The sequence below is a fragment of the Gemmobacter nectariphilus DSM 15620 genome (assembly GCF_000429765.1).
Taxonomy (GTDB): Bacteria; Pseudomonadota; Alphaproteobacteria; order Rhodobacterales; family Rhodobacteraceae; genus Wagnerdoeblera; species Wagnerdoeblera nectariphila.
Window position 1 is genome coordinate 541,168 of the sequence record NZ_AUCM01000003.1, and the last position, 16,871, is coordinate 558,038.

17 protein-coding genes are annotated in these 16,871 nt (G+C 66.3%); 9 read left to right on the plus strand and 8 right to left on the minus strand.

The genetic code is table 11. From position 1 onward, the window contains the following. Positions 1 to 4: 4 nt before the first annotated feature. The 3 genes from atpA to G481_RS0102585 all read right to left on the minus strand — a co-directional run bounded on the left by atpA (position 5) and on the right by G481_RS0102585 (position 3,250). Entirely contained in the window at positions 5 to 1,543 is a 1,539-nt protein-coding gene (gene atpA, locus G481_RS0102575) for a F0F1 ATP synthase subunit alpha (protein WP_028028609.1), read from the minus strand. Then, a complete protein-coding gene (locus tag G481_RS0102580) occupies positions 1,543 to 2,103 on the minus strand; it encodes a F0F1 ATP synthase subunit delta (RefSeq protein WP_028028610.1) in 561 nt (186 codons plus the stop codon). The genes atpA and G481_RS0102580 overlap by 1 nt, the downstream gene beginning before the upstream one ends. 376 nt (positions 2,104 to 2,479) lie before the next feature. Then, on the minus strand, positions 2,480 to 3,250 hold the full coding sequence (locus tag G481_RS0102585; protein ID WP_028028611.1) for a class I SAM-dependent methyltransferase: 771 nt from the start codon (positions 3,248 to 3,250) through the stop codon (positions 2,480 to 2,482). 61 nt (positions 3,251 to 3,311) lie between these two features. Here G481_RS0102585 and gloB point away from each other — a divergent pair, with 61 nt between their 5' ends. The 3 genes from gloB (at position 3,312) to G481_RS0102600 (ending at position 7,509) form a co-directional block, all read left to right on the plus strand. Further along, a complete protein-coding gene (gene gloB, locus G481_RS0102590) occupies positions 3,312 to 4,073 on the plus strand; it encodes a hydroxyacylglutathione hydrolase (protein ID WP_028028612.1) in 762 nt (253 codons plus the stop codon). Between the two features lie 158 nt (positions 4,074 to 4,231). Then, positions 4,232 to 6,550 carry an ATP-dependent Clp protease ATP-binding subunit ClpA gene (gene clpA / locus G481_RS0102595; RefSeq protein ID WP_028028613.1) on the plus strand — a complete coding sequence of 773 codons (2,319 nt, stop codon included), beginning with the start codon at positions 4,232 to 4,234 and terminating at the stop codon, positions 6,548 to 6,550. Then, complete coding sequence (locus G481_RS0102600; RefSeq protein WP_028028614.1) at positions 6,550 to 7,509, plus strand: M23 family metallopeptidase; 960 nt, start codon at positions 6,550 to 6,552, stop codon at positions 7,507 to 7,509. Before clpA ends, G481_RS0102600 begins: the two co-directional genes overlap by 1 nt. 106 nt (positions 7,510 to 7,615) lie before the next feature. Here G481_RS0102600 and G481_RS22655 read toward each other — a convergent pair whose 3' ends face one another. After that, positions 7,616 to 8,500, minus strand: coding sequence for a sigma-70 family RNA polymerase sigma factor (locus G481_RS22655; protein ID WP_051294252.1), 885 nt, complete (start codon positions 8,498 to 8,500; stop codon positions 7,616 to 7,618). A gap of 83 nt (positions 8,501 to 8,583) precedes the next feature. Here G481_RS22655 and G481_RS0102610 point away from each other — a divergent pair, with 83 nt between their 5' ends. The 3 genes from G481_RS0102610 to G481_RS0102620 are packed head-to-tail and all read left to right on the plus strand — an operon-like array spanning position 8,584 to position 10,313. Beyond that, complete coding sequence (locus G481_RS0102610) at positions 8,584 to 9,153, plus strand: MarR family transcriptional regulator (RefSeq protein ID WP_028028615.1); 570 nt, start codon at positions 8,584 to 8,586, stop codon at positions 9,151 to 9,153. A gap of 55 nt (positions 9,154 to 9,208) precedes the next feature. Further along, positions 9,209 to 9,589 carry an antitoxin Xre/MbcA/ParS toxin-binding domain-containing protein gene (locus G481_RS0102615; protein ID WP_028028616.1) on the plus strand — a complete coding sequence of 127 codons (381 nt, stop codon included), beginning with the start codon at positions 9,209 to 9,211 and terminating at the stop codon, positions 9,587 to 9,589. Beyond that, positions 9,549 to 10,313: an RES family NAD+ phosphorylase gene (locus tag G481_RS0102620; protein WP_028028617.1), complete on the plus strand. Its 765-nt coding sequence runs from the start codon at positions 9,549 to 9,551 to the stop codon at positions 10,311 to 10,313. Before G481_RS0102615 ends, G481_RS0102620 begins: the two co-directional genes overlap by 41 nt. Positions 10,314 to 10,471: 158 nt before the next feature. Here the strand turns inward: G481_RS0102620 and purS are convergent, their stop codons facing one another. Then, entirely contained in the window at positions 10,472 to 10,711 is a 240-nt protein-coding gene (gene purS, locus G481_RS0102625) for a phosphoribosylformylglycinamidine synthase subunit PurS (RefSeq protein WP_028028618.1), read from the minus strand. An 18-nt stretch (positions 10,712 to 10,729) separates the two neighbouring features. Beyond that, positions 10,730 to 11,491, minus strand: coding sequence for a phosphoribosylaminoimidazolesuccinocarboxamide synthase (locus G481_RS0102630; protein ID WP_028028619.1), 762 nt, complete (start codon positions 11,489 to 11,491; stop codon positions 10,730 to 10,732). 145 nt (positions 11,492 to 11,636) lie between these two features. Between G481_RS0102630 and G481_RS0102635 the strand changes: the two genes are divergently transcribed. Further along, the gene (locus tag G481_RS0102635) at positions 11,637 to 11,951 is read left to right on the plus strand and encodes a DUF1476 domain-containing protein (RefSeq protein WP_028028620.1); all 315 of its coding nucleotides are present in this window, start codon (positions 11,637 to 11,639) and stop codon (positions 11,949 to 11,951) included. A gap of 283 nt (positions 11,952 to 12,234) precedes the next feature. On the opposite strand, the gene G481_RS0102640 is transcribed toward G481_RS0102635, so the two are convergent. Further along, complete coding sequence (locus G481_RS0102640; RefSeq protein ID WP_028028621.1) at positions 12,235 to 12,693, minus strand: GatB/YqeY domain-containing protein; 459 nt, start codon at positions 12,691 to 12,693, stop codon at positions 12,235 to 12,237. Positions 12,694 to 12,861: 168 nt separating this feature from the next. On the opposite strand from G481_RS0102640, the gene carA reads away from it, so the two are divergent. Further along, positions 12,862 to 14,019: a glutamine-hydrolyzing carbamoyl-phosphate synthase small subunit gene (carA, locus tag G481_RS0102645; protein WP_028028622.1), complete on the plus strand. Its 1,158-nt coding sequence runs from the start codon at positions 12,862 to 12,864 to the stop codon at positions 14,017 to 14,019. A 68-nt stretch (positions 14,020 to 14,087) separates the two neighbouring features. Then, on the plus strand, positions 14,088 to 16,226 hold the full coding sequence (locus tag G481_RS22660) for a glycosyltransferase (RefSeq protein WP_084450594.1): 2,139 nt from the start codon (positions 14,088 to 14,090) through the stop codon (positions 16,224 to 16,226). Here G481_RS22660 and G481_RS0102655 read toward each other — a convergent pair. Then, the gene (locus G481_RS0102655; protein ID WP_051294253.1) at positions 16,130 to 16,810 is read right to left on the minus strand and encodes a GntR family transcriptional regulator; all 681 of its coding nucleotides are present in this window, start codon (positions 16,808 to 16,810) and stop codon (positions 16,130 to 16,132) included. The genes G481_RS22660 and G481_RS0102655 overlap by 97 nt on opposite strands. Positions 16,811 to 16,871 lie beyond the last annotated feature (61 nt).

Here is a 16,871-nt window from a genome sequence, read left to right on the forward strand (position 1 = left end):
CGGGTCAGGCGAAGTCGCGGGCGAACTCGGTGATCGCGTCTTTCAGCTTCTGCTCATCGGCACCCTTGATCTTGGGATCGCTGTTGGTGATCCAGTCCAGGATGTCCTTGCGCTTGGTGCGCAGGAAGTTGAGCAGACCAGCTTCGAAACGGCCCACGTCCTTCACGGCAACCTTGTCGAGGAAGCCAGCGGTGCCCGCATAGATCACGGCCACGATTTCCGCGTTGGTCAGCGGCGAATACTGCGGCTGCTTCATCAGCTCGGTCAGACGGGCGCCACGGTTCAGCAGCGCCTGGGTCGAGGCGTCGAGGTCCGAACCGAACTGGGCAAAGGCCGCCATCTCGCGGTACTGGGCGAGCGACAGTTTCACCGGGCCAGCCACGGTCTTCATCGAGTTGGTCTGAGCCGACGAGCCCACGCGCGACACCGACAGACCGGTGTTCACGGCCGGACGGATGCCCTGGTAGAACAGTTCGGTTTCCAGGAAGATCTGGCCGTCGGTGATCGAGATCACGTTGGTCGGGATATAGGCCGACACGTCACCCGCCTGGGTTTCGATAACCGGCAGGGCGGTCAGCGAGCCGGCGCCGAAATCGTCGTTCAGCTTGGCCGAACGTTCCAGCAGGCGCGAGTGCAGATAGAACACGTCGCCCGGATAGGCTTCACGCCCCGGCGGACGGCGCAGCAGCAGCGACATCTGACGGTAGGACACGGCCTGTTTCGACAGATCATCATAGATGATCAGCGCATGGCGGCCGTTGTCGCGGAAGAATTCCGCCATGGCGGTCGCCGAATAGGGCGCCAGATATTGCAGCGGCGCCGGGTCCGAGGCAGTCGCGGCCACGACGATCGTGTAGGCCAGCGCACCGGTTTCTTCCAGCTTCTTCACCAGCTGGGCCACGGTCGAACGCTTCTGGCCGACGGCGACGTAGATGCAGTACAGCTTCTTCGATTCGTCGTCGCCAGCCGCCTCGTTGTAGGACTTCTGGTTCAGAATGGTGTCCAGCGCCACGGCGGTCTTGCCGGTCTGCCGGTCACCGATGATCAGCTCGCGCTGGCCGCGGCCGATCGGGATCATGGCGTCGATGGCCTTGATGCCGGTCGCCATCGGCTCGTGCACCGATTTCCGGGGAATGATGCCCGGGGCCTTGACGTCGGCCACACGGCGCTCGGTCGCGGCGATCGGACCCTTGCCGTCGATCGGGTTGCCCAGACCGTCGACAACGCGGCCCAGCAGCGCCTCGCCCGCGGGCACGTCCACGATGGCCTTGGTGCGCTTGACGACATCGCCTTCCTTGATGTCGCGGTCGTCACCGAAGATCACGATACCGACGTTGTCGGTCTCGAGGTTCAGCACCATGCCGCGGATGCCGCCGGGGAATTCCACCATTTCGCCGGCCTGCACGTTGTCGAGGCCGTAGACGCGGGCAATCCCGTCGCCGACCGACAGCACGCGGCCGACTTCGGCCACTTCGGCATCCTTGCCGAAGTTCTTGATCTGCTCCTTGAGGATCGCAGAGATCTCAGCAGCCTGGATTCCCATCACCCAACCTCTTTCATGGCATTCTGCAGGGATGCGAGCTTCGAGCGGATCGAGGTATCGATCATCTTCGAGCCCACCTTGACGACGAGACCACCGATGAGCGACTCATCGACGGTCGTGTTCAGTTTCACGGTCTTGCCGACCGAGGCCTTCAGCGTTTCCGCCAGCGCCTTCGCCTGTTCGGCGGTCAGTTCCACGGCCGAAGCGACCTCGGCGGTCACTTCGCCCTTTTCCTCGGCGATGCGGGCGCGCAGATCGGCCACCAGCTGGGGCAGCACGAACAGTCGGCGCTTGGAGGCCATCAGCGCCAGCGTGTTCGCGGCCAGATCAGACAGTTTCATCTTGGCGGCGACCGCAGCGATGGCGCGGGCCTGATCGTCGCGCGTCAGCACGGGCGAGGCGATCATGTCGCGCAGATCCGCACTGGCTTTCAGGGCGGCATCCAGCGCATCCGTGTCGGCCTCGAGCGCTTTCAGCGCCTTGGCTTCCTTGCTCAGGTCGAACAATGCCTGCGCATAACGCGCCGCGATGCCCTGGGAAATCGAAGCTGGTTCGGACACGTCAGCCCTTCCGTTGTTTCTTGCCTTGCGAGCGCGCGGCGTGACTGCCGAACGCCCGGTCAAGGTCCACCCGTGGCGCAGACCCGTGGCCTGCGTCTCAAATTCGGGTTGCGTCTAGCAGAGGACTTTATGTGCCGCAACCGCGAAGGCATCGGATCGCTGCCATGTTCGTCGCAAACATTTGAATGCGCGCGATCCATGGGCCCCCGGGCGCCGTTCGGCCCGCCATTTTTGCCCCCCGCGCCTTTGCCCGGTGCAGCCCGTGGCAGGCGCCCCGGGGCGGGGCGAATCTGGCGCCTTCCCCCGCTCTTTCATCTGTCCGAAAATATCCCGGGGGGTGAATTGGCCGGCACGGCCAAGAGGGGGGCTGGCCCCCCTACCCGCCTGCCCGCCCGCGCGCCGTTCCCGGCTCGGCCACCGGGCGTCCGGCACCTTCCAGCACTCGCAGCGGCGCACGCACCACGGCCCCCAGCCCGCCCTTGCGCGGCGACCACAGCTGGCGGCTCGCCTCGACCATGATCACCCCGCCCGCGCGCCAGGGCATCAGCCGGCCCATGTTGCGTTCCCAGAATTCGGCAGTGCGCAGCCAGAACCGCCCGCTGTTCGGGGGCAGATACAGCGCCGACAGCGTGCGCTCGGGCAGAAACCCGTTGCGCTTGAGCTGGCTTTCCAGCTGACCCGACGAATAGGGCCGCCCGAAGCCAAAGGGCGTGCCGTCGCCGCGCGACCACAGGCCCGCCCGGTTCGGCACGACCACCAGAAGCCGCCCTTCGGGCGCCAGAACCCGCGCGCATTCCTCCAGCACCGCGGTGGGGTTGTCCGATGTCTCCAGCCCGTGCATCAGGATCAGGCGATCGACGCTTTCGTTGGGCAGCGGCCACAGCACCTCTTCGCACAGGACGCTGACATTGGGCATGCCGGCCGGCCATGGCATCACCCCTTGCGGCCCCGGCATCAACCCGATCACCCGGCGCGCATCGGCCAGATAGGGGCGCAGCAAGGGCACGGCAAAGCCAAAGCCCACCACCGTCTCGCCCGCGCGCGGCGGCCACAGCGCGACGACTTGATCGCGGATCGCCTTTTGCGCGGCCCGGCCCAGCCGGGTGCGATAATAGAAATTGCGCAGGTCGAGCACGTCGAGATGCATTGCGTTGCCGGCCCTCCCAAGGGATGCTGGACCCACCATAGCCACGACAGGGAAAAACGCCATGCCGCTCGAACTCGTCACCATTCCCTGCCTGCGCGACAATTATGCCTTTCTGGCGCGCGATCCCGAAACCGGCGCCATCGCCTGCGTCGATGTGCCCGAGGCCGCGCCGATTCTGGCCGCCCTGCGCGATCGCGGCTGGAAACTGACCGACATCTTGCTGACCCATCATCACCCCGATCATATCGACGGCGTCGCCGACCTGGTCGCCGCCACCGGCGCCAGGGTGACGGGGGCCGCTGCCGATGCCCACCGCCTGCCGCCGCTCGATCATGCGCTCCAGCCGGGTGATCGGGTGAGGATCGGCGCACAAGAGGGCACGGTCATTGACGTATCCGGCCATACCGTCGGCCATGTTGCCTTTGCCTTTCCCGGCCATGCCTTCACCGGCGACAGCCTGATGGCGCTTGGCTGCGGGCGTCTCTTTGAAGGCACGGCCCCGATGATGTGGGCCAGCCTGTCGCGTCTGGCCACCCTGCCGCCCGACACGCTGATCTGTTCGGGCCACGAATATACCGAAGCCAATGCCCGCTTTGCCTTGACGATCGAGCCTGGTAATCCCAGATTGATGGAGCGCGCCCAGGCCGTGCGCGCCGCCCGCAGTGCCGGTCATCCGACCGTCCCTTCCACCTTGGCCGAGGAACTGGCGACCAACCCGTTCCTGCGTGCCTCACAGCCCGAAATCAAGGCATTGCTTGGTCTGACACAGGCCGCTGATGCCGAAGTTTTCGCCGAAATCCGTGCCCGCAAGGACAGGTTCTGAGCCCCTGCCCGGTCAAACCGATCACTTTTTCGGCTTTTGCCGGAAGAAAGCGCAGGCGGCCCGAAATAGGCCTTGAAGAGTGCCCGAGAAAACCGAAGTTTAATCTTATGAGGCGAGGGTAAGCCCAAGGGCCCGCCCGCAGGACAAGGAGCACCGAAGTGCCGTCGTTCACATCCACGCTCGAGCAAGCCATCCATGGTGCCCTGGCGCAGGCCAACGCCCGCCGCCACGAACTTGCGACCCTGGAACATCTTCTTCTGGCCCTGATTGACGAACCCGACGCCGCGCGGGTGATGAAGGCCTGTTCCGTCGATCTTGACGCCCTGCGCAAGACGCTGGTCGATTTCATCGACGAGGATCTGTCGAACCTGATCACCGATGTCGAAGGGTCCGAGGCCGTGCCGACCGCCGCCTTCCAGCGCGTGATCCAGCGCGCGGCGATCCATGTGCAATCCTCGGGCCGCAGCGAAGTGACCGGGGCCAATGTGCTGGTCGCGATCTTTGCGGAACGCGAATCGAATGCCGCCTATTTCCTGCAAGAACAGGACATGACGCGCTATGATGCGGTGAACTTCATCGCGCATGGCGTTGCCAAGAACCCGGCCTATGGCGAACCCCGCCCGGTGCAAGGGGCCGAGGAACATCAGGAAACCCCCAAGGCCGAAGCGGGCGAGGCCAAGGAATCGGCCCTGTCGAAATATTGCGTCGACCTCAACGTCAAGGCGCGCAAGGGCGATGTCGACCCGCTGATCGGCCGCGAATCCGAGGTCGAGCGCTGCATTCAGGTGCTGTGCCGCCGGCGCAAGAACAACCCGTTGCTGGTGGGCGATCCTGGCGTGGGCAAGACCGCCATTGCCGAAGGGCTCGCGCTCAAGATCACCCGGGGCGAGACGCCGGACATCCTGTCCGGTGCCACGATCTACAGCCTGGACATGGGGGCGCTGCTGGCCGGCACCCGCTATCGCGGCGATTTCGAGGAACGGCTGAAAGCCGTGGTCAAGGAACTGGAAGACCACCCCGACGCGATCCTGTTCATCGACGAGATCCATACGGTGATCGGCGCCGGCGCCACGTCTGGCGGGGCGATGGATGCCTCGAACCTGCTCAAGCCCGCGTTGCAGGGCGGCAAGCTGCGCTGCATGGGAAGCACGACCTACAAGGAATTCCGTCAGCATTTCGAAAAGGACCGCGCGCTGTCGCGCCGGTTCCAGAAGATCGACGTGAACGAACCCACGGTCGAGGATTCGGTGAAAATCCTGATGGGCCTGAAACCCCATTTCGAGGAACACCACGGCCTGAACTACACCAAGGACGCGATCCGTCTCGCGGTGGAACTGTCGGCCCGTTACATCCATGACCGCAAGCTGCCCGACAAGGCCATCGACGTCATCGACGAGGCCGGCGCCGCCCAGCACCTTCTGAGCGAGAGCAAGCGGCGCAAGACCATCGGTCCCAAGGAAATCGAGGCGGTGGTGGCGAAAATCGCCCGCATCCCCCCGAAGACCGTCTCCAAAGGCGATGCCGAGGTGCTGCGCGATCTCGAGGCAACGCTGAAACGCATGGTCTTTGGTCAGGACAATGCGATCGAGGCGCTGTCCTCGGCGATCAAGCTGGCCCGCGCCGGCCTGCGCGAGCCCGAAAAGCCGATCGGCAACTACCTGTTCGCAGGCCCCACCGGCGTCGGCAAAACCGAGGTGGCAAAACAGCTTGCCGCAACGCTGGGGGTGGAACTCCTGCGCTTCGACATGTCGGAATACATGGAGAAACACGCAGTCTCGCGGCTGATCGGCGCGCCTCCGGGCTATGTCGGCTTTGACCAGGGCGGTCTTTTGACCGATGGCGTCGATCAGCACCCGCATTGCGTGCTGCTGCTGGACGAGATCGAAAAGGCGCATCCGGATGTCTACAACATCCTGTTGCAGGTGATGGACCACGGCAAGCTGACCGACCACAACGGCCGGCAGGTGGATTTCCGCAACGTGATCCTGATCATGACCTCGAACGCCGGCGCCTCGGAACTGGCCAAGACTGCCATCGGCTTTGGCCGCTCGACCCGCACGGGCGAGGATACGGCAGCGATCGAGCGGACGTTCACGCCGGAATTCCGCAACCGTCTGGATGCGGTGATCAGCTTTGCCCCGTTGCAGCGCAGCACCATTCACAAGGTGGTCGAAAAGTTCGTCATGCAGCTAGAAGCACAGCTGATCGACCGAGGCGTGCATATCGAGCTGACGGAAGAGGCCGCCGACTGGCTGGGCGAGAAAGGCTATGACGAAAAGATGGGCGCACGTCCGCTGGGCCGGGTGATCCAGGAACACATCAAGAAGCCGCTGGCCGAAGAACTGCTGTTCGGCAGGCTGACCAAGGGTGGCACGGTGCGGGTCGCGGTCAAGGACGGTCAAATCGACCTTCAGATCGAAGAGCCGCAAAAGCCCCGGATCGCAGGGGCAAAGCCGCCGCTGCTGACGGCCGACTGATGCGTGCGCTGGCGGCAGCCCTGCTGCTTGCCGCCAGCGCGGCGCAGGCCGAATTCGCCATGGTTCCCCCGGTGGATTGCACACTGGGGGACACCTGCTTCATCCAGAACTATTTTGACACCGACCCCGGCCCCGGACGGCGCGATTTCGCCTGCGGGCACCTTAGCTATGATGGTCACGATGGCACCGATTTCGCCCTGCCCACACTGGCTGCGATGCAGGCCGGCGTTGACGTTCTGGCCCCGGCCGATGGCAAGGTTCTGGGCACGCGCGACGGCATGCCCGACATCGCCTTCAATGCCCCTGGCGCCCCGCCGTTGAACGGGCGCGATTGCGGCAATGGGGTTGCCATCGACCATGGCGGCGGCTGGGTGACGCAACTGTGCCATATGGCCAAAGGCTCGATCCAGGTGACCACAGGCGCGCAGGTCACCGCAGGCCAGCCGATCGGGCGGATCGGTCTGTCGGGCCATACCGAATTTCCCCATGTCCACCTGTCGGTGCGCAAGAACGGGCAAAAGATCGACCCGTTCCACCCCTCGGGCACCGATAGCTGCGATCCGGCACCCGGCCCCAGCCTGTGGGCCAAGCCGCTGGCCTATCTGCCCGCCGCAATCACCGGCATTGGCATGGCTGCCTCGCCCCCGGATTTTGACGCCGCACTGGCCGGCCTTGCGACCCCTGACACGCTTGCGACCAATGGCCCGGCCTTGCTGGTCTGGGCCGTGCTGATGGGCCCCTCGGTGGGCGACCGGCTGATCATGCGCCTGACCGGGCCCCAGGGAAGCGTTGTCGAGGAAACGGTCCTGCTGGACAAGGATCAGGCGCGCAGCTTTCGCTATTCCGGCCGCCGCACGCCGCCAAATGGCTGGCCCCCCGGCCCCTATACCGCCGAGGTGACATTGATCCGCGACAACAAGGTGCTTGACACCGGAACGATCAGCACATCGCTGCGCTGACGGAAAACGGCGCCCCTCGCGGGACGCCGATGTCATTTCCTCTGTCGGGAAACATGCCGGGCCAGACCTGTCACTGCTGCTCGGGCGCGCAAGATGGCCCGGCTGGCTAGACCGTCACGCCTTCCTCGGCCAACAGATCGCGTGCGGCCGGATCCTCGGCCAATGCCTTGCGCAGGTTGACCAATGCCCGCTCGCGCAGCTGGCGCACCCGCTCGCGCGAGATGCGGAACTCGTCGCCCAGATCGGCAAGTGTGCGGTGATCGTCTTCCATCACCGACCCTTCGATGATCTGCCGGTCCCGCGCCGGCAGCCGGGCCAGATGTTCGGCCACCAGCGCGGCCAGCCGCTCTTGCGCGCGGGCGGCGCCGACCTTGATCTCGGCATCGGCTTGCGGGTCGGGGTCGGCCAGCATGTCCTGCCAGTCGGCCCCGGCGTCCTCGCCGGCCGAAAGCGGCTGGTTCAGCGACATGTCGCGCCCGGCCAGTCGTTCGCGGATCAGGGCAACCTTGTCAGCCTCGACATTGAAGCGCGCACCGATCGCGGCATCCAGTTCCTCGGGCGCGACGCCTTCGGCCTTCAGCTCCGCCTCGGCCTTGCGCAGGCCAAAGAACACCCGGCGCAAGGACGACGAGCCCGGCAGCCGGATCAGCGACCAGTCGCCATAGGTATAGTCCTGAATTTCCGCCCGCACCCACCATGTGGCATAGGTGGAAAAGCGAAAGCCCATGTCGGGGTCAAATCTGTCAGCCGCCTTGAGCAGCCCCAGATTGGCCTGCTGGATCAGATCCTCGTCCGGGCGCCCGCCCCGCGTGATCCGCGCCGCCGCCGACCAGGCCAGGGCCCGATGCGCCAGAACCAGCCGGTCACGCGCCTTTTCATCGCCCTTCTCGCGCCAGGCGCGGGCCAGATCGGCCTCGGTCTTGGCGTCAAGGAACTCGGCACTGAAGGCGGTGCCGCGGCGGCGCTGGGGGGGACGAAAGGGCTTGTTCATGGCATCACCGCTGATGATTTCGAATCGAAACTATCACTCCGGGGCGGATTGTCAAACAAGTTTCGAAACGCTATGATCTTGCCATGACAACCGCCGACGAAATCGCCGAACTTCTGATCCACCTTGGCCGCGCCGCGCGGGCCGAGGATCAGGATGCCCAGTTGACGCCTGCCCAGTGGACGGCGCTGCGCTTTCTGTCCCGCGCCAATACCTCCAGCCGCACGCCCTCGGCCTTTGCCAGCTTCCATGCCACCACGCGCGGCACCGCGACGCAAACGCTGAAGGCGCTGGAGACCAAGGGGCTGATCTGTCGCGGCGCGCTGCAGCGCGATGGCCGCAAGGTGTGCTATGATCTGACCGAAGGCGGCCGCGCCCTGCTTGCGCATGATCCGTTGCGCGATCTGACGGCCACGGTGGCCGCCCTGCCCCCGAAGCTGTATGACGCGCTGGCCGAGGCCATGCCGCTGCTGGTCGCCGAACTTGCCCGCCGGCGCGAGGCGCCCAGTTTCGGCACCTGTCACGATTGCCGCCATTTCGAAGGCGCCCCGCAGGATGCCTTTTGCGCCTGCATGGCCCGGATGATTTCAGCGCCCGAGGTCAACCTGCTGTGCGTCAACTTTGATGGCTGCGCGCCGCCGCGTTTGCGCGACTGACCCCTTTCCACAGCAATCTTTCCTGCCTATATTTCCACAGGAAAGGGGGATTGCCATGCTGAACCTTCAGACCCATGCGACCGTGCCTGATCGCGGCGCGATCCTGACCAAGGCCGCGATCCGCGCGGCCGAGCGGCTGGACATCTCGGGGCGCCGTCTGGCCGAGGTTCTGGGCGTCTCCGAGGCGCAGATCTCGCGCTTTCGCAGTGGCGAGGCGGCGCTGTCGGAACAGTCGAAACCCTTCGAGCTTGCAGCCTTGCTGGTGCGCGCGTTCCGCTCGCTCGATGCGATCACAGGCGGGGATGAGCGGGTGGCCCGCGCCTGGCTGACCGCGCCCAATTCCGTGCTGGGCGCCTGCCCGGCTGATCGTATCCTTAGCGTTCAGGGTCTTGTCGATGTCGTCACCTATCTGGACGCCCGACGCGCTCCGCTTTGAACTGATCGCGCTTGCTGGCCCCGCCTGGCGCCTGGTCGAGGCTCAGCACCGCGTGTCAACGCTCAAGCTGGTCGATACCCTGTCCGAGCAGGAGACGCTCGAGGATATCCTGGAAGCCACCAAGCCCCCGGTGCCCGCGGATTGCCGGCATCTGGATTATCTGCTGGCGACGCCCTTCCGCTATCGCCCCTATCCGCATGGCTCGCGCTTTCGCCGCGCCGGGCTGACGCCCGGGGTCTGGTATGGCGCCGAACGGCCCGAGACGGCGGCGGCGGAAATGGTGTTCTATCGCTTTCTGTTCTACGCCGAGAGCCCCGGAACACCCTTCCCCGACGATGCTGCCGAATATACCGCCTTTGCCGCCGAACTGGGCAGCGGGGCGGCGCTGGATCTGACCTCGGGCGCGCTGGCGCGGGATGCAGAGCATTGGACCCATGTGACGGACTATGCCGCCTGCCAGACCCTGGCCGACACCGCGCGCGAGGCGGGGGCCGAGATCTTGCGCTATGCCTCGGTCCGCGATCCGGCGCGGGGGGCCAATCTGGCGGTCTTGACCTGCCGTGCCTTTCGCAGCACCGCGCCGACCGAGCGGCAGACCTGGCGCATCCGCATCGGCCGTTTCGGCGCGCAGGCGCTGCGGGACTATCCCCGGCTGGGGCTGGAATTCGCGCGCGATGCCTTTGACGATCCGCGCCTTGCAGGGATGACCTGGGATCGCCGGTAAGGAAGCACGCGGATTGGCCGGGTGAACCCCGCCCTGCCGGGCCTTGCCATATCCGGCGGTCCGCAGGGCAGGCTCGGCCCGGACAAGTCGAGAGCCGGGTCTCAGCCAAGGGGCACGCCTGCCCCCATGGCACTCTCGTGACTGCGGCCGGGCGCCGGTCAGGCCACCGTGACCGTGAACTTCTCGATCACCGTATTGGCCAGCAGCTTTTCGCACATCGCGCGCACTTCGGCCTCGGCCGCGGCCTTGTCGGTCGCCTCCAGATCCAGCTCGATCACCTTGCCCTGGCGCACGGCCTGCACGCCGCCAAAACCCAGCGAGCCAAGCGCGTGGCGCACCGCCTCGCCCTGCGGGTCCAGAACGCCATCCTTCAGCATGACATGAACGGTTGCCTTCAGCGCCATGGGACAGGCCTTTCAGTTGATGAGCGTGGGCTTGGTGGTGTGCGTGACGTTGGACGGGAGAACCCCGAGCCGCCGCGCAAGTTCGGTATAGACATCGGCCAGCGGACCCGGCTCGCGGGTCTGGCCATCGCGGTCGGGCGTTTCGGCGGCGCGCAGATCCCACAGACGGCAGCTGTCGGGGCTGATCTCGTCGGCGACGATCAGGCGCATGTAATCGCCTTCCCAGATCCGGCCCACCTCGATGTGGAAATCGGCAAGCCGGATGCCGGCGCCCAGCATGGCGCCCGACAGGAAGTCGTTCACCCGCAGCGCCAGGGCGACCATGTCATCCAGATCCTGCTGGCTGGCCCAGCCAAAGGCGATCACATGTTCCTCGGTGACCAGCGGGTTCCCCAGCTTGTCATCCTTGAAGTAGAATTCCACGATCGGGCGCGGCAGCGGCGTGCCTTCGGGAATGCCAAGCCGGTTCGACAGATCGCCTGCGGCGAAATTGCGCACCGTGACGATCAGCGGAATGATCTCGACCATGCGGATCAGCTGCTCGCGCATGTTCAGCCGGCGGATGAAATGCGTCGGCACCCCGATGGCATTCAGCCCGGACATGAAGAATTCCGACAGACGGTTGTTCAGAACGCCGCGCCCATCCGCAGGCCCCGCCTTGTGCGTGGCCTGGGTGGCAGCGTCGTCCTTGAAATACTGGATGAGGGTGCCAGGTTCCGGCCCCTCGTACAGGATCTTCGCCTTGCCTTCGTAGACTTTCTTGCGCCGTGCCATCGGACCTCGGTTCCCGGGCGCCGCGCGCCCTTTTGCCTGCGTATTAGTGCAGATGACGCGATGCCGCAAGCGCGCGCCTCTTGCGGCGCTGGCGCATGGCGGGCATATGGGACGTAACCGCAAGGATCAGCCATAGGGGATTCCCATGACCACCTTCGACGACCGCGAGCGCGCCTTCGAATCGAAATATGCCCATGATGCCGAAATGCAGTTCCGTGCCACCGCGCGGCGCAACAAGCTGCTGGGTCTGTGGGCCGCCAGCCTTCTGGGCAAGACCGGCGCCGAGGCCGAGGCTTATGCGGCCGAAGTGGTGAAGTCGGATCTGCAGGAAGCCGGCGACGAGGATGTGGTGCGCAAGGTGGCCGCCGATCTGGACGGCAAGGCCAGCGCGCAGGATATCCGCATGAAGCTGGACGCGCTGCTGATCGAGGCCAAGGGCCAGCTGGCGTCCGAGGCCTGAGGGCCTTTGTGCCGGCACCGGGGGGCCCCTGCGGATGGGGGCCTTGCCCCCACGGTGCGTGCCGCGCCTCCCCCAGGATATTTGGATCAAGTCGAAAGACGGGCCGGGAGAAAGCTTCCCGGCCCGTCTTTCATCTATCAGCGCAGGGTCAAGGTGAGCCCATTGGGGCGCGATTGCCATATGAGCCGGCCACCACGGGCCTTTTGGGCGCATATGGGCCCTAGCCGCGCCCGTCAGCGACGGTCAGCTTGACCATCCACAAGCTGAACGCGCTGCGGCCCGATCAGCCCAGCCGGTCCTTGACCATGGGACCAACGGCGCCGAAATCCATCTGGCCGGTGTATTTTGCCTTCAGCGCCGCCATCACGCGCCCCATGTCGCGAATGCTGCCTGCACCCGCCTCGGCAATGGCGGCGTCGATTGCGGCGCCGATCTCGTCGCCTGCCAGCTGGCGCGGCAGGAATTCCTCGATCACCTTGATCTCGGCCAGTTCCTTTTCCGTCAGTTCCAGCCGCCCGCCTTCTTCGTAGACGCGGGCGCTTTCCTGGCGCTGTTTGACCATCTTGCCAAGGATCGCCATGATGTCGGCATCCGTCACGCCGTCTGCACCGCCTTCGGTGCGCGCGGCGATGTCGCGGTCCTTGATGGCGGCGTTGATCAGGCGCAGCGTCGAGGTGCGGTCGGCTTCGCGCGCCTTCATGGCCTCTTTCAGGGCTGTCGTCAGGCGCTCGCGCAGGCTCATCGGGGCTCTCCTTGGATTTGCGTGCGCAGCATAACCCGACGCGTCCAAGCCGGCAACCCGCGCCCGTCCGCGCAACCCATTGTTTTCAAACAACAACGCATTTGGCATTGGGGGTTGACCCCGAACCCGCCCGCGCCTAGTTTGCGCCCGTTTATGCCGGAGTCGCCCATGCCAAACGCTGCCCCCCGCCCGACTGCCTGCCTTGCGCTGGCCGATGGAACGCTGTTCTTCGGACAAGGGTTTGGCGCCGCAGGCGAAACCGTGGCCGAGCTGGTGTTCAACACCGCCATGACCGGCTATCAGGAAATCATGACCGACCCGTCCTATGCCGGGCAAGTGGTGACCTTCACCTTCCCGCATGTCGGCAATGTCGGCGTCACCCCCGAGGATGACGAGACGACCGAGCCCGTGGCCGCCGGCATGGTGGTCAAATGGGATCCGACCGAGCCGTCGAACTGGCGCGCCGCCGGCGATCTGCGCGACTGGATGGAAAGCAAGGGCCGTATCGGGATCGGCGGGATCGACACGCGCCGCCTGACCCGGGCGATCCGCCAGCAGGGCGCGCCGCATGTTGCGCTGGCCCACGATCCGGACGGGAACTTCGACATCGAGGCGCTGGTCGCCAAGGCCCGGGCCTGGAAAGGTCTGGTCGGCCTTGATCTGGCCAAGGATGTGACCTGCGCCCAGTCCTACCGCTGGGATGAAATGCGGTGGGCCTGGCCGGGCGGCTATGCCCGCCGTGAAGGTCCGGGCCTGCGGGTGGTTGCCATCGACTATGGTGCCAAGCGCAACATCCTGCGGTGTCTGGCCTCGGCCGGGTGCGACGTGACGGTGCTTCCCGCAACCGCCACCGCCGAAGACGTGCTGGCGCTGAACCCCGAGGGGGTGTTCCTGTCGAACGGCCCTGGCGATCCGGCGGCGACCGGCGACTATGCCGTGCCGATGATCCAGGGCGTGCTGGCAGCCGATGTGCCGGTGTTCGGCATCTGTCTCGGGCATCAGATGCTGGCGCTGGCGCTTGGGGCGCGCACGGTCAAGATGAACCACGGCCATCATGGCGCGAACCATCCGGTCAAGGATCTGACCACCGGCAAGGTCGAGATCACCAGCATGAACCATGGCTTCACCGTTGACAGCCAGACCCTGCCTGCTGGCGTCAGCGAAACCCATGTCTCGCTGTTCGACGGGTCGAACTGCGGCATCGCGGTGGATGGCAAGCCGGTGTTTTCGGTGCAATATCACCCCGAGGCCAGCCCCGGCCCGCAGGACAGCTATTACCTGTTCGAGCGTTTCGCGGCTGCGATGCGGGATCGCCGGGCCGCCTGATCGCGCGCGGGCTGCATTAACCGCCTGTTAACCCTGACCCTGCAACCTATGCGGGTCAGGAGAGGCAGATGCAGCTACAGCCCACGCAGTTCATTGCCGAACGCCGGATCGTGCCGGATCGTCTGGACGGCGACAGCCGTCTGGCCGATCTGCTGCTGGCCATGCGTGCGCTGCGCCCGTCCGATCTGCGCCGCGGGCAGGACATCGCCATTGATCTGAACCTGCCGCTGGCCGATGCACTGCTGGGCGAGGGGCTGGTGTCTGCAGCTGATCTGGCGCGCGCGACCGCCCGGCTGGCGGGCCTGCCGCTAACCGATCCTGTCGCAAACCCGCCTGATCCCCGGCTGATCGATCGGCTGGGGCCGCGCCGCTGCCTTGCGCTTGGGGTGCTGCCACTGCGCCGCAGCGGGGGCGAGGTGCTGATCGCCCTGGCCCGCCCGGCCGAATGGCCCCGCCACGCGGCCGAGGTGACAGCGGCGCTTGGCCCGGTTCGCCTGTCCCATGCGCCGTTGCAGGCGATCCAGCAAGCGATATCCGACGCTTGCGGGCTGCACCTGCGCCTGTTGGCCGAGGAGCGGGTGCCAGAGCCGATCAGCGTGCGCGGCTGGCGCGGGCTGGGCGGCTGGCGGCTGGCACTGGGGATCGGGCTGATGGGCGGGCTGATCGCGCTGGCGCCGCTGATGGTGCTTTCGCTGGTGCTGGGCTGGCTGGTGCTGGCGCTTGGTGCCACCACAGTGCTGCGGGCCACCGCCTTGCTGCTGGCGCTGCGGCGAGGGGGTGCCCCTGCCGATCCGCCGGCGGCCCAGCCCTTGCGTCTGCCAGTCATCTCGATCCTTGTCCCGCTCTATGGCGAGCCGGGCATCGCCCCGCGCCTGCTGCAACGACTGGGCCGGCTGAATTATCCGCGCGCGCTGCTGGACGTTCTGATCGTGCTCGAGGCCAAGGATACCGAAACCCGCGCCGCACTGGCGGGGTGTCGCCTGCCGGGCTGGATGCGGGTGGTCACCGTGCCGGACGGGCCGATCACGACCAAGCCGCGGGCGATGAACTATGCGCTGGATTTTTGCCGTGGCAGCCTCATCGGCATCTATGATGCCGAAGACGCCCCAGACCCGGACCAGCTGCGCAAGGTGGTGCAGCGATTCGCCGAACGCGGGCCCGAGGTGGCCTGCCTTCAGGGCTGCCTGGACTACTACAACCCGCGCACCAACCTTCTGGCCCGGCTGTTCACCGCCGAATATGCCAGCTGGTTCCGGGTGGTGATGCCAGCTTTGGAACATCTGCGCCTGCCGATGCCGCTGGGCGGGACCACGCTGTTCATGCGGCGCGACGCGCTTGAACGGGTGGGCGCCTGGGATGCCCACAACGTCACCGAGGATGCCGATCTGGGCGTGCGCCTGGCCCGCCATGGTCTGCGCACCGAAATGCTGCCCACCACCACGCACGAGGAAGCGAACTGCCGCGTCAAGCCTTGGGTCAAGCAACGCTCGCGCTGGATCAAGGGGCATATCCTGACCTGGGCCATCCACATGCGCGATCCGCTCGGGCTGTGGCGCGATCTGGGATGGCGCGGGTTTCTGGGCTATCAGGTCGTCTTTCTGGGCGCCCAAAGCCAGGTTCTGCTGGCGCCGCTGATGTGGACCTTCTGGGCGGTGCTGGCGGGCCTGCCGCATCCGGTGCAGGCCCTGTTGCCGCCGGGCGGCATCTGGGCGCTGGCCGGGCTGTTCCTGCTGTCCGAAGGATTGGTCATGGCGACCGGCATTGTCGGCCTGTCGCGCACCCGGCACCGGGGGCTATGGCCGATCGCGCCGCTGCTGCACTTTTATCACCCGCTTGGGGCCATCGCCGGATGGCGCGCCCTGTGGGAGGCATTTCGCAACCCGTTCTACTGGGCCAAGACCAGCCACGGGCATTTCGACCATGCGGCCGGCGATGCGGCGGCAAAATCCGACGGGGCCGACCCTGCGCCGCCGGCGATCGCCGTGAACCGCTCGCCCTTCCGCGCGGCGCATCCGGCCGTTGAGGCCCGCGACATGGCCCCGTTCGAGACCGCCGCCAGCCGGATCAGCCGGACCCTGGCGCAGGACATGCGACTGGCCGCCTTGCCCGCTCAGTCGTCCTTGCCGCCGCGCATGCGCACCTCGCCTGCGTCGATCTTCAGGCGCGTCTCGAAGGCGCGCGAGATATGGGTGCGCAGCGCATCATAAGCCGCATCGCCATCGCGGGCGGCAATCGCCTTGATGATCGCCTCATGTTCGGCCAGCGCCGCCGCATCGCGCCCTTCGGCCGCCAGCGAGGTCGAGGCCAGCAGCGCCATGGACCGGTGCACCAGATCCAGCTGTTGCACCAGATAGCGGTTGTGCGAGGCCAGATGGATCTGCTTGTGGAACCGCCGGTTCGCCCGCGCCAGCGCGCCGGGATCGCCCAGAAGGCGGCGGTCTTCCTCGACCATGGCGCGCAGCACGCGAATTTCCTCGGCGCTGGCGTGCTGGGCGGCCAGGCGGGCCGCCAGCCCCTCCAGTTCGGCGCGCACGACATAAAGTTCGGCGAGCTGGTTGTGGTCGAGCGAGGCGACGATCAGGCTGCGCCCGTCGCGGGCCAGCATTGACTGGGTCTCCAGCCGTTGCAACGCCTCGCGCACCGGGGTGCGCGACACGCCGAAACGGTCGGCAAGTTCCGATTCGACCAGCCGGTCACCGGGCCGATAGATGCCGCGGTCGATCGCCTCGAGGATCAGCGTATAGGCATCCTTGGGCGGTCCGGGCGGGGGTTTGCGTTCCTGTGCGGTCATGGGCGCGAAAGCTAGCGCCAGCCGCCGCCCCGTTCAAGGCAAAGCATTGCCATTCCGGCCG

What these genes read in the sequence shown, in the direction of transcription:
- atpA (WP_028028609.1), bottom strand. Translation starts at nt 1,543, where the DNA reads ATGGGAATCCAGGCTGCTGAGATCTCTGCGATCCTCAAGGAGCAGATC.
- G481_RS0102585 (WP_028028611.1), bottom strand. Translation starts at nt 3,250, where the DNA reads ATGCATCTCGACGTGCTCGACCTGCGCAATTTCTATTATCGCACCCGG.
- gloB (WP_028028612.1), top strand. Translation starts at nt 3,312, where the DNA reads ATGCCGCTCGAACTCGTCACCATTCCCTGCCTGCGCGACAATTATGCC.
- G481_RS0102600 (WP_028028614.1), top strand. Translation starts at nt 6,550, where the DNA reads ATGCGTGCGCTGGCGGCAGCCCTGCTGCTTGCCGCCAGCGCGGCGCAG.
- G481_RS22655 (WP_051294252.1), bottom strand. Translation starts at nt 8,500, where the DNA reads ATGAACAAGCCCTTTCGTCCCCCCCAGCGCCGCCGCGGCACCGCCTTC.
- G481_RS0102610 (WP_028028615.1), top strand. Translation starts at nt 8,584, where the DNA reads ATGACAACCGCCGACGAAATCGCCGAACTTCTGATCCACCTTGGCCGC.
- G481_RS0102615 (WP_028028616.1), top strand. Translation starts at nt 9,209, where the DNA reads ATGCTGAACCTTCAGACCCATGCGACCGTGCCTGATCGCGGCGCGATC.
- G481_RS0102620 (WP_028028617.1), top strand. Translation starts at nt 9,549, where the DNA reads ATGTCGTCACCTATCTGGACGCCCGACGCGCTCCGCTTTGAACTGATC.
- G481_RS0102630 (WP_028028619.1), bottom strand. Translation starts at nt 11,491, where the DNA reads ATGGCACGGCGCAAGAAAGTCTACGAAGGCAAGGCGAAGATCCTGTAC.
- G481_RS0102635 (WP_028028620.1), top strand. Translation starts at nt 11,637, where the DNA reads ATGACCACCTTCGACGACCGCGAGCGCGCCTTCGAATCGAAATATGCC.
- G481_RS0102640 (WP_028028621.1), bottom strand. Translation starts at nt 12,693, where the DNA reads ATGAGCCTGCGCGAGCGCCTGACGACAGCCCTGAAAGAGGCCATGAAG.
- carA (WP_028028622.1), top strand. Translation starts at nt 12,862, where the DNA reads ATGCCAAACGCTGCCCCCCGCCCGACTGCCTGCCTTGCGCTGGCCGAT.
- G481_RS22660 (WP_084450594.1), top strand. Translation starts at nt 14,088, where the DNA reads ATGCAGCTACAGCCCACGCAGTTCATTGCCGAACGCCGGATCGTGCCG.
- G481_RS0102655 (WP_051294253.1), bottom strand. Translation starts at nt 16,810, where the DNA reads ATGACCGCACAGGAACGCAAACCCCCGCCCGGACCGCCCAAGGATGCC.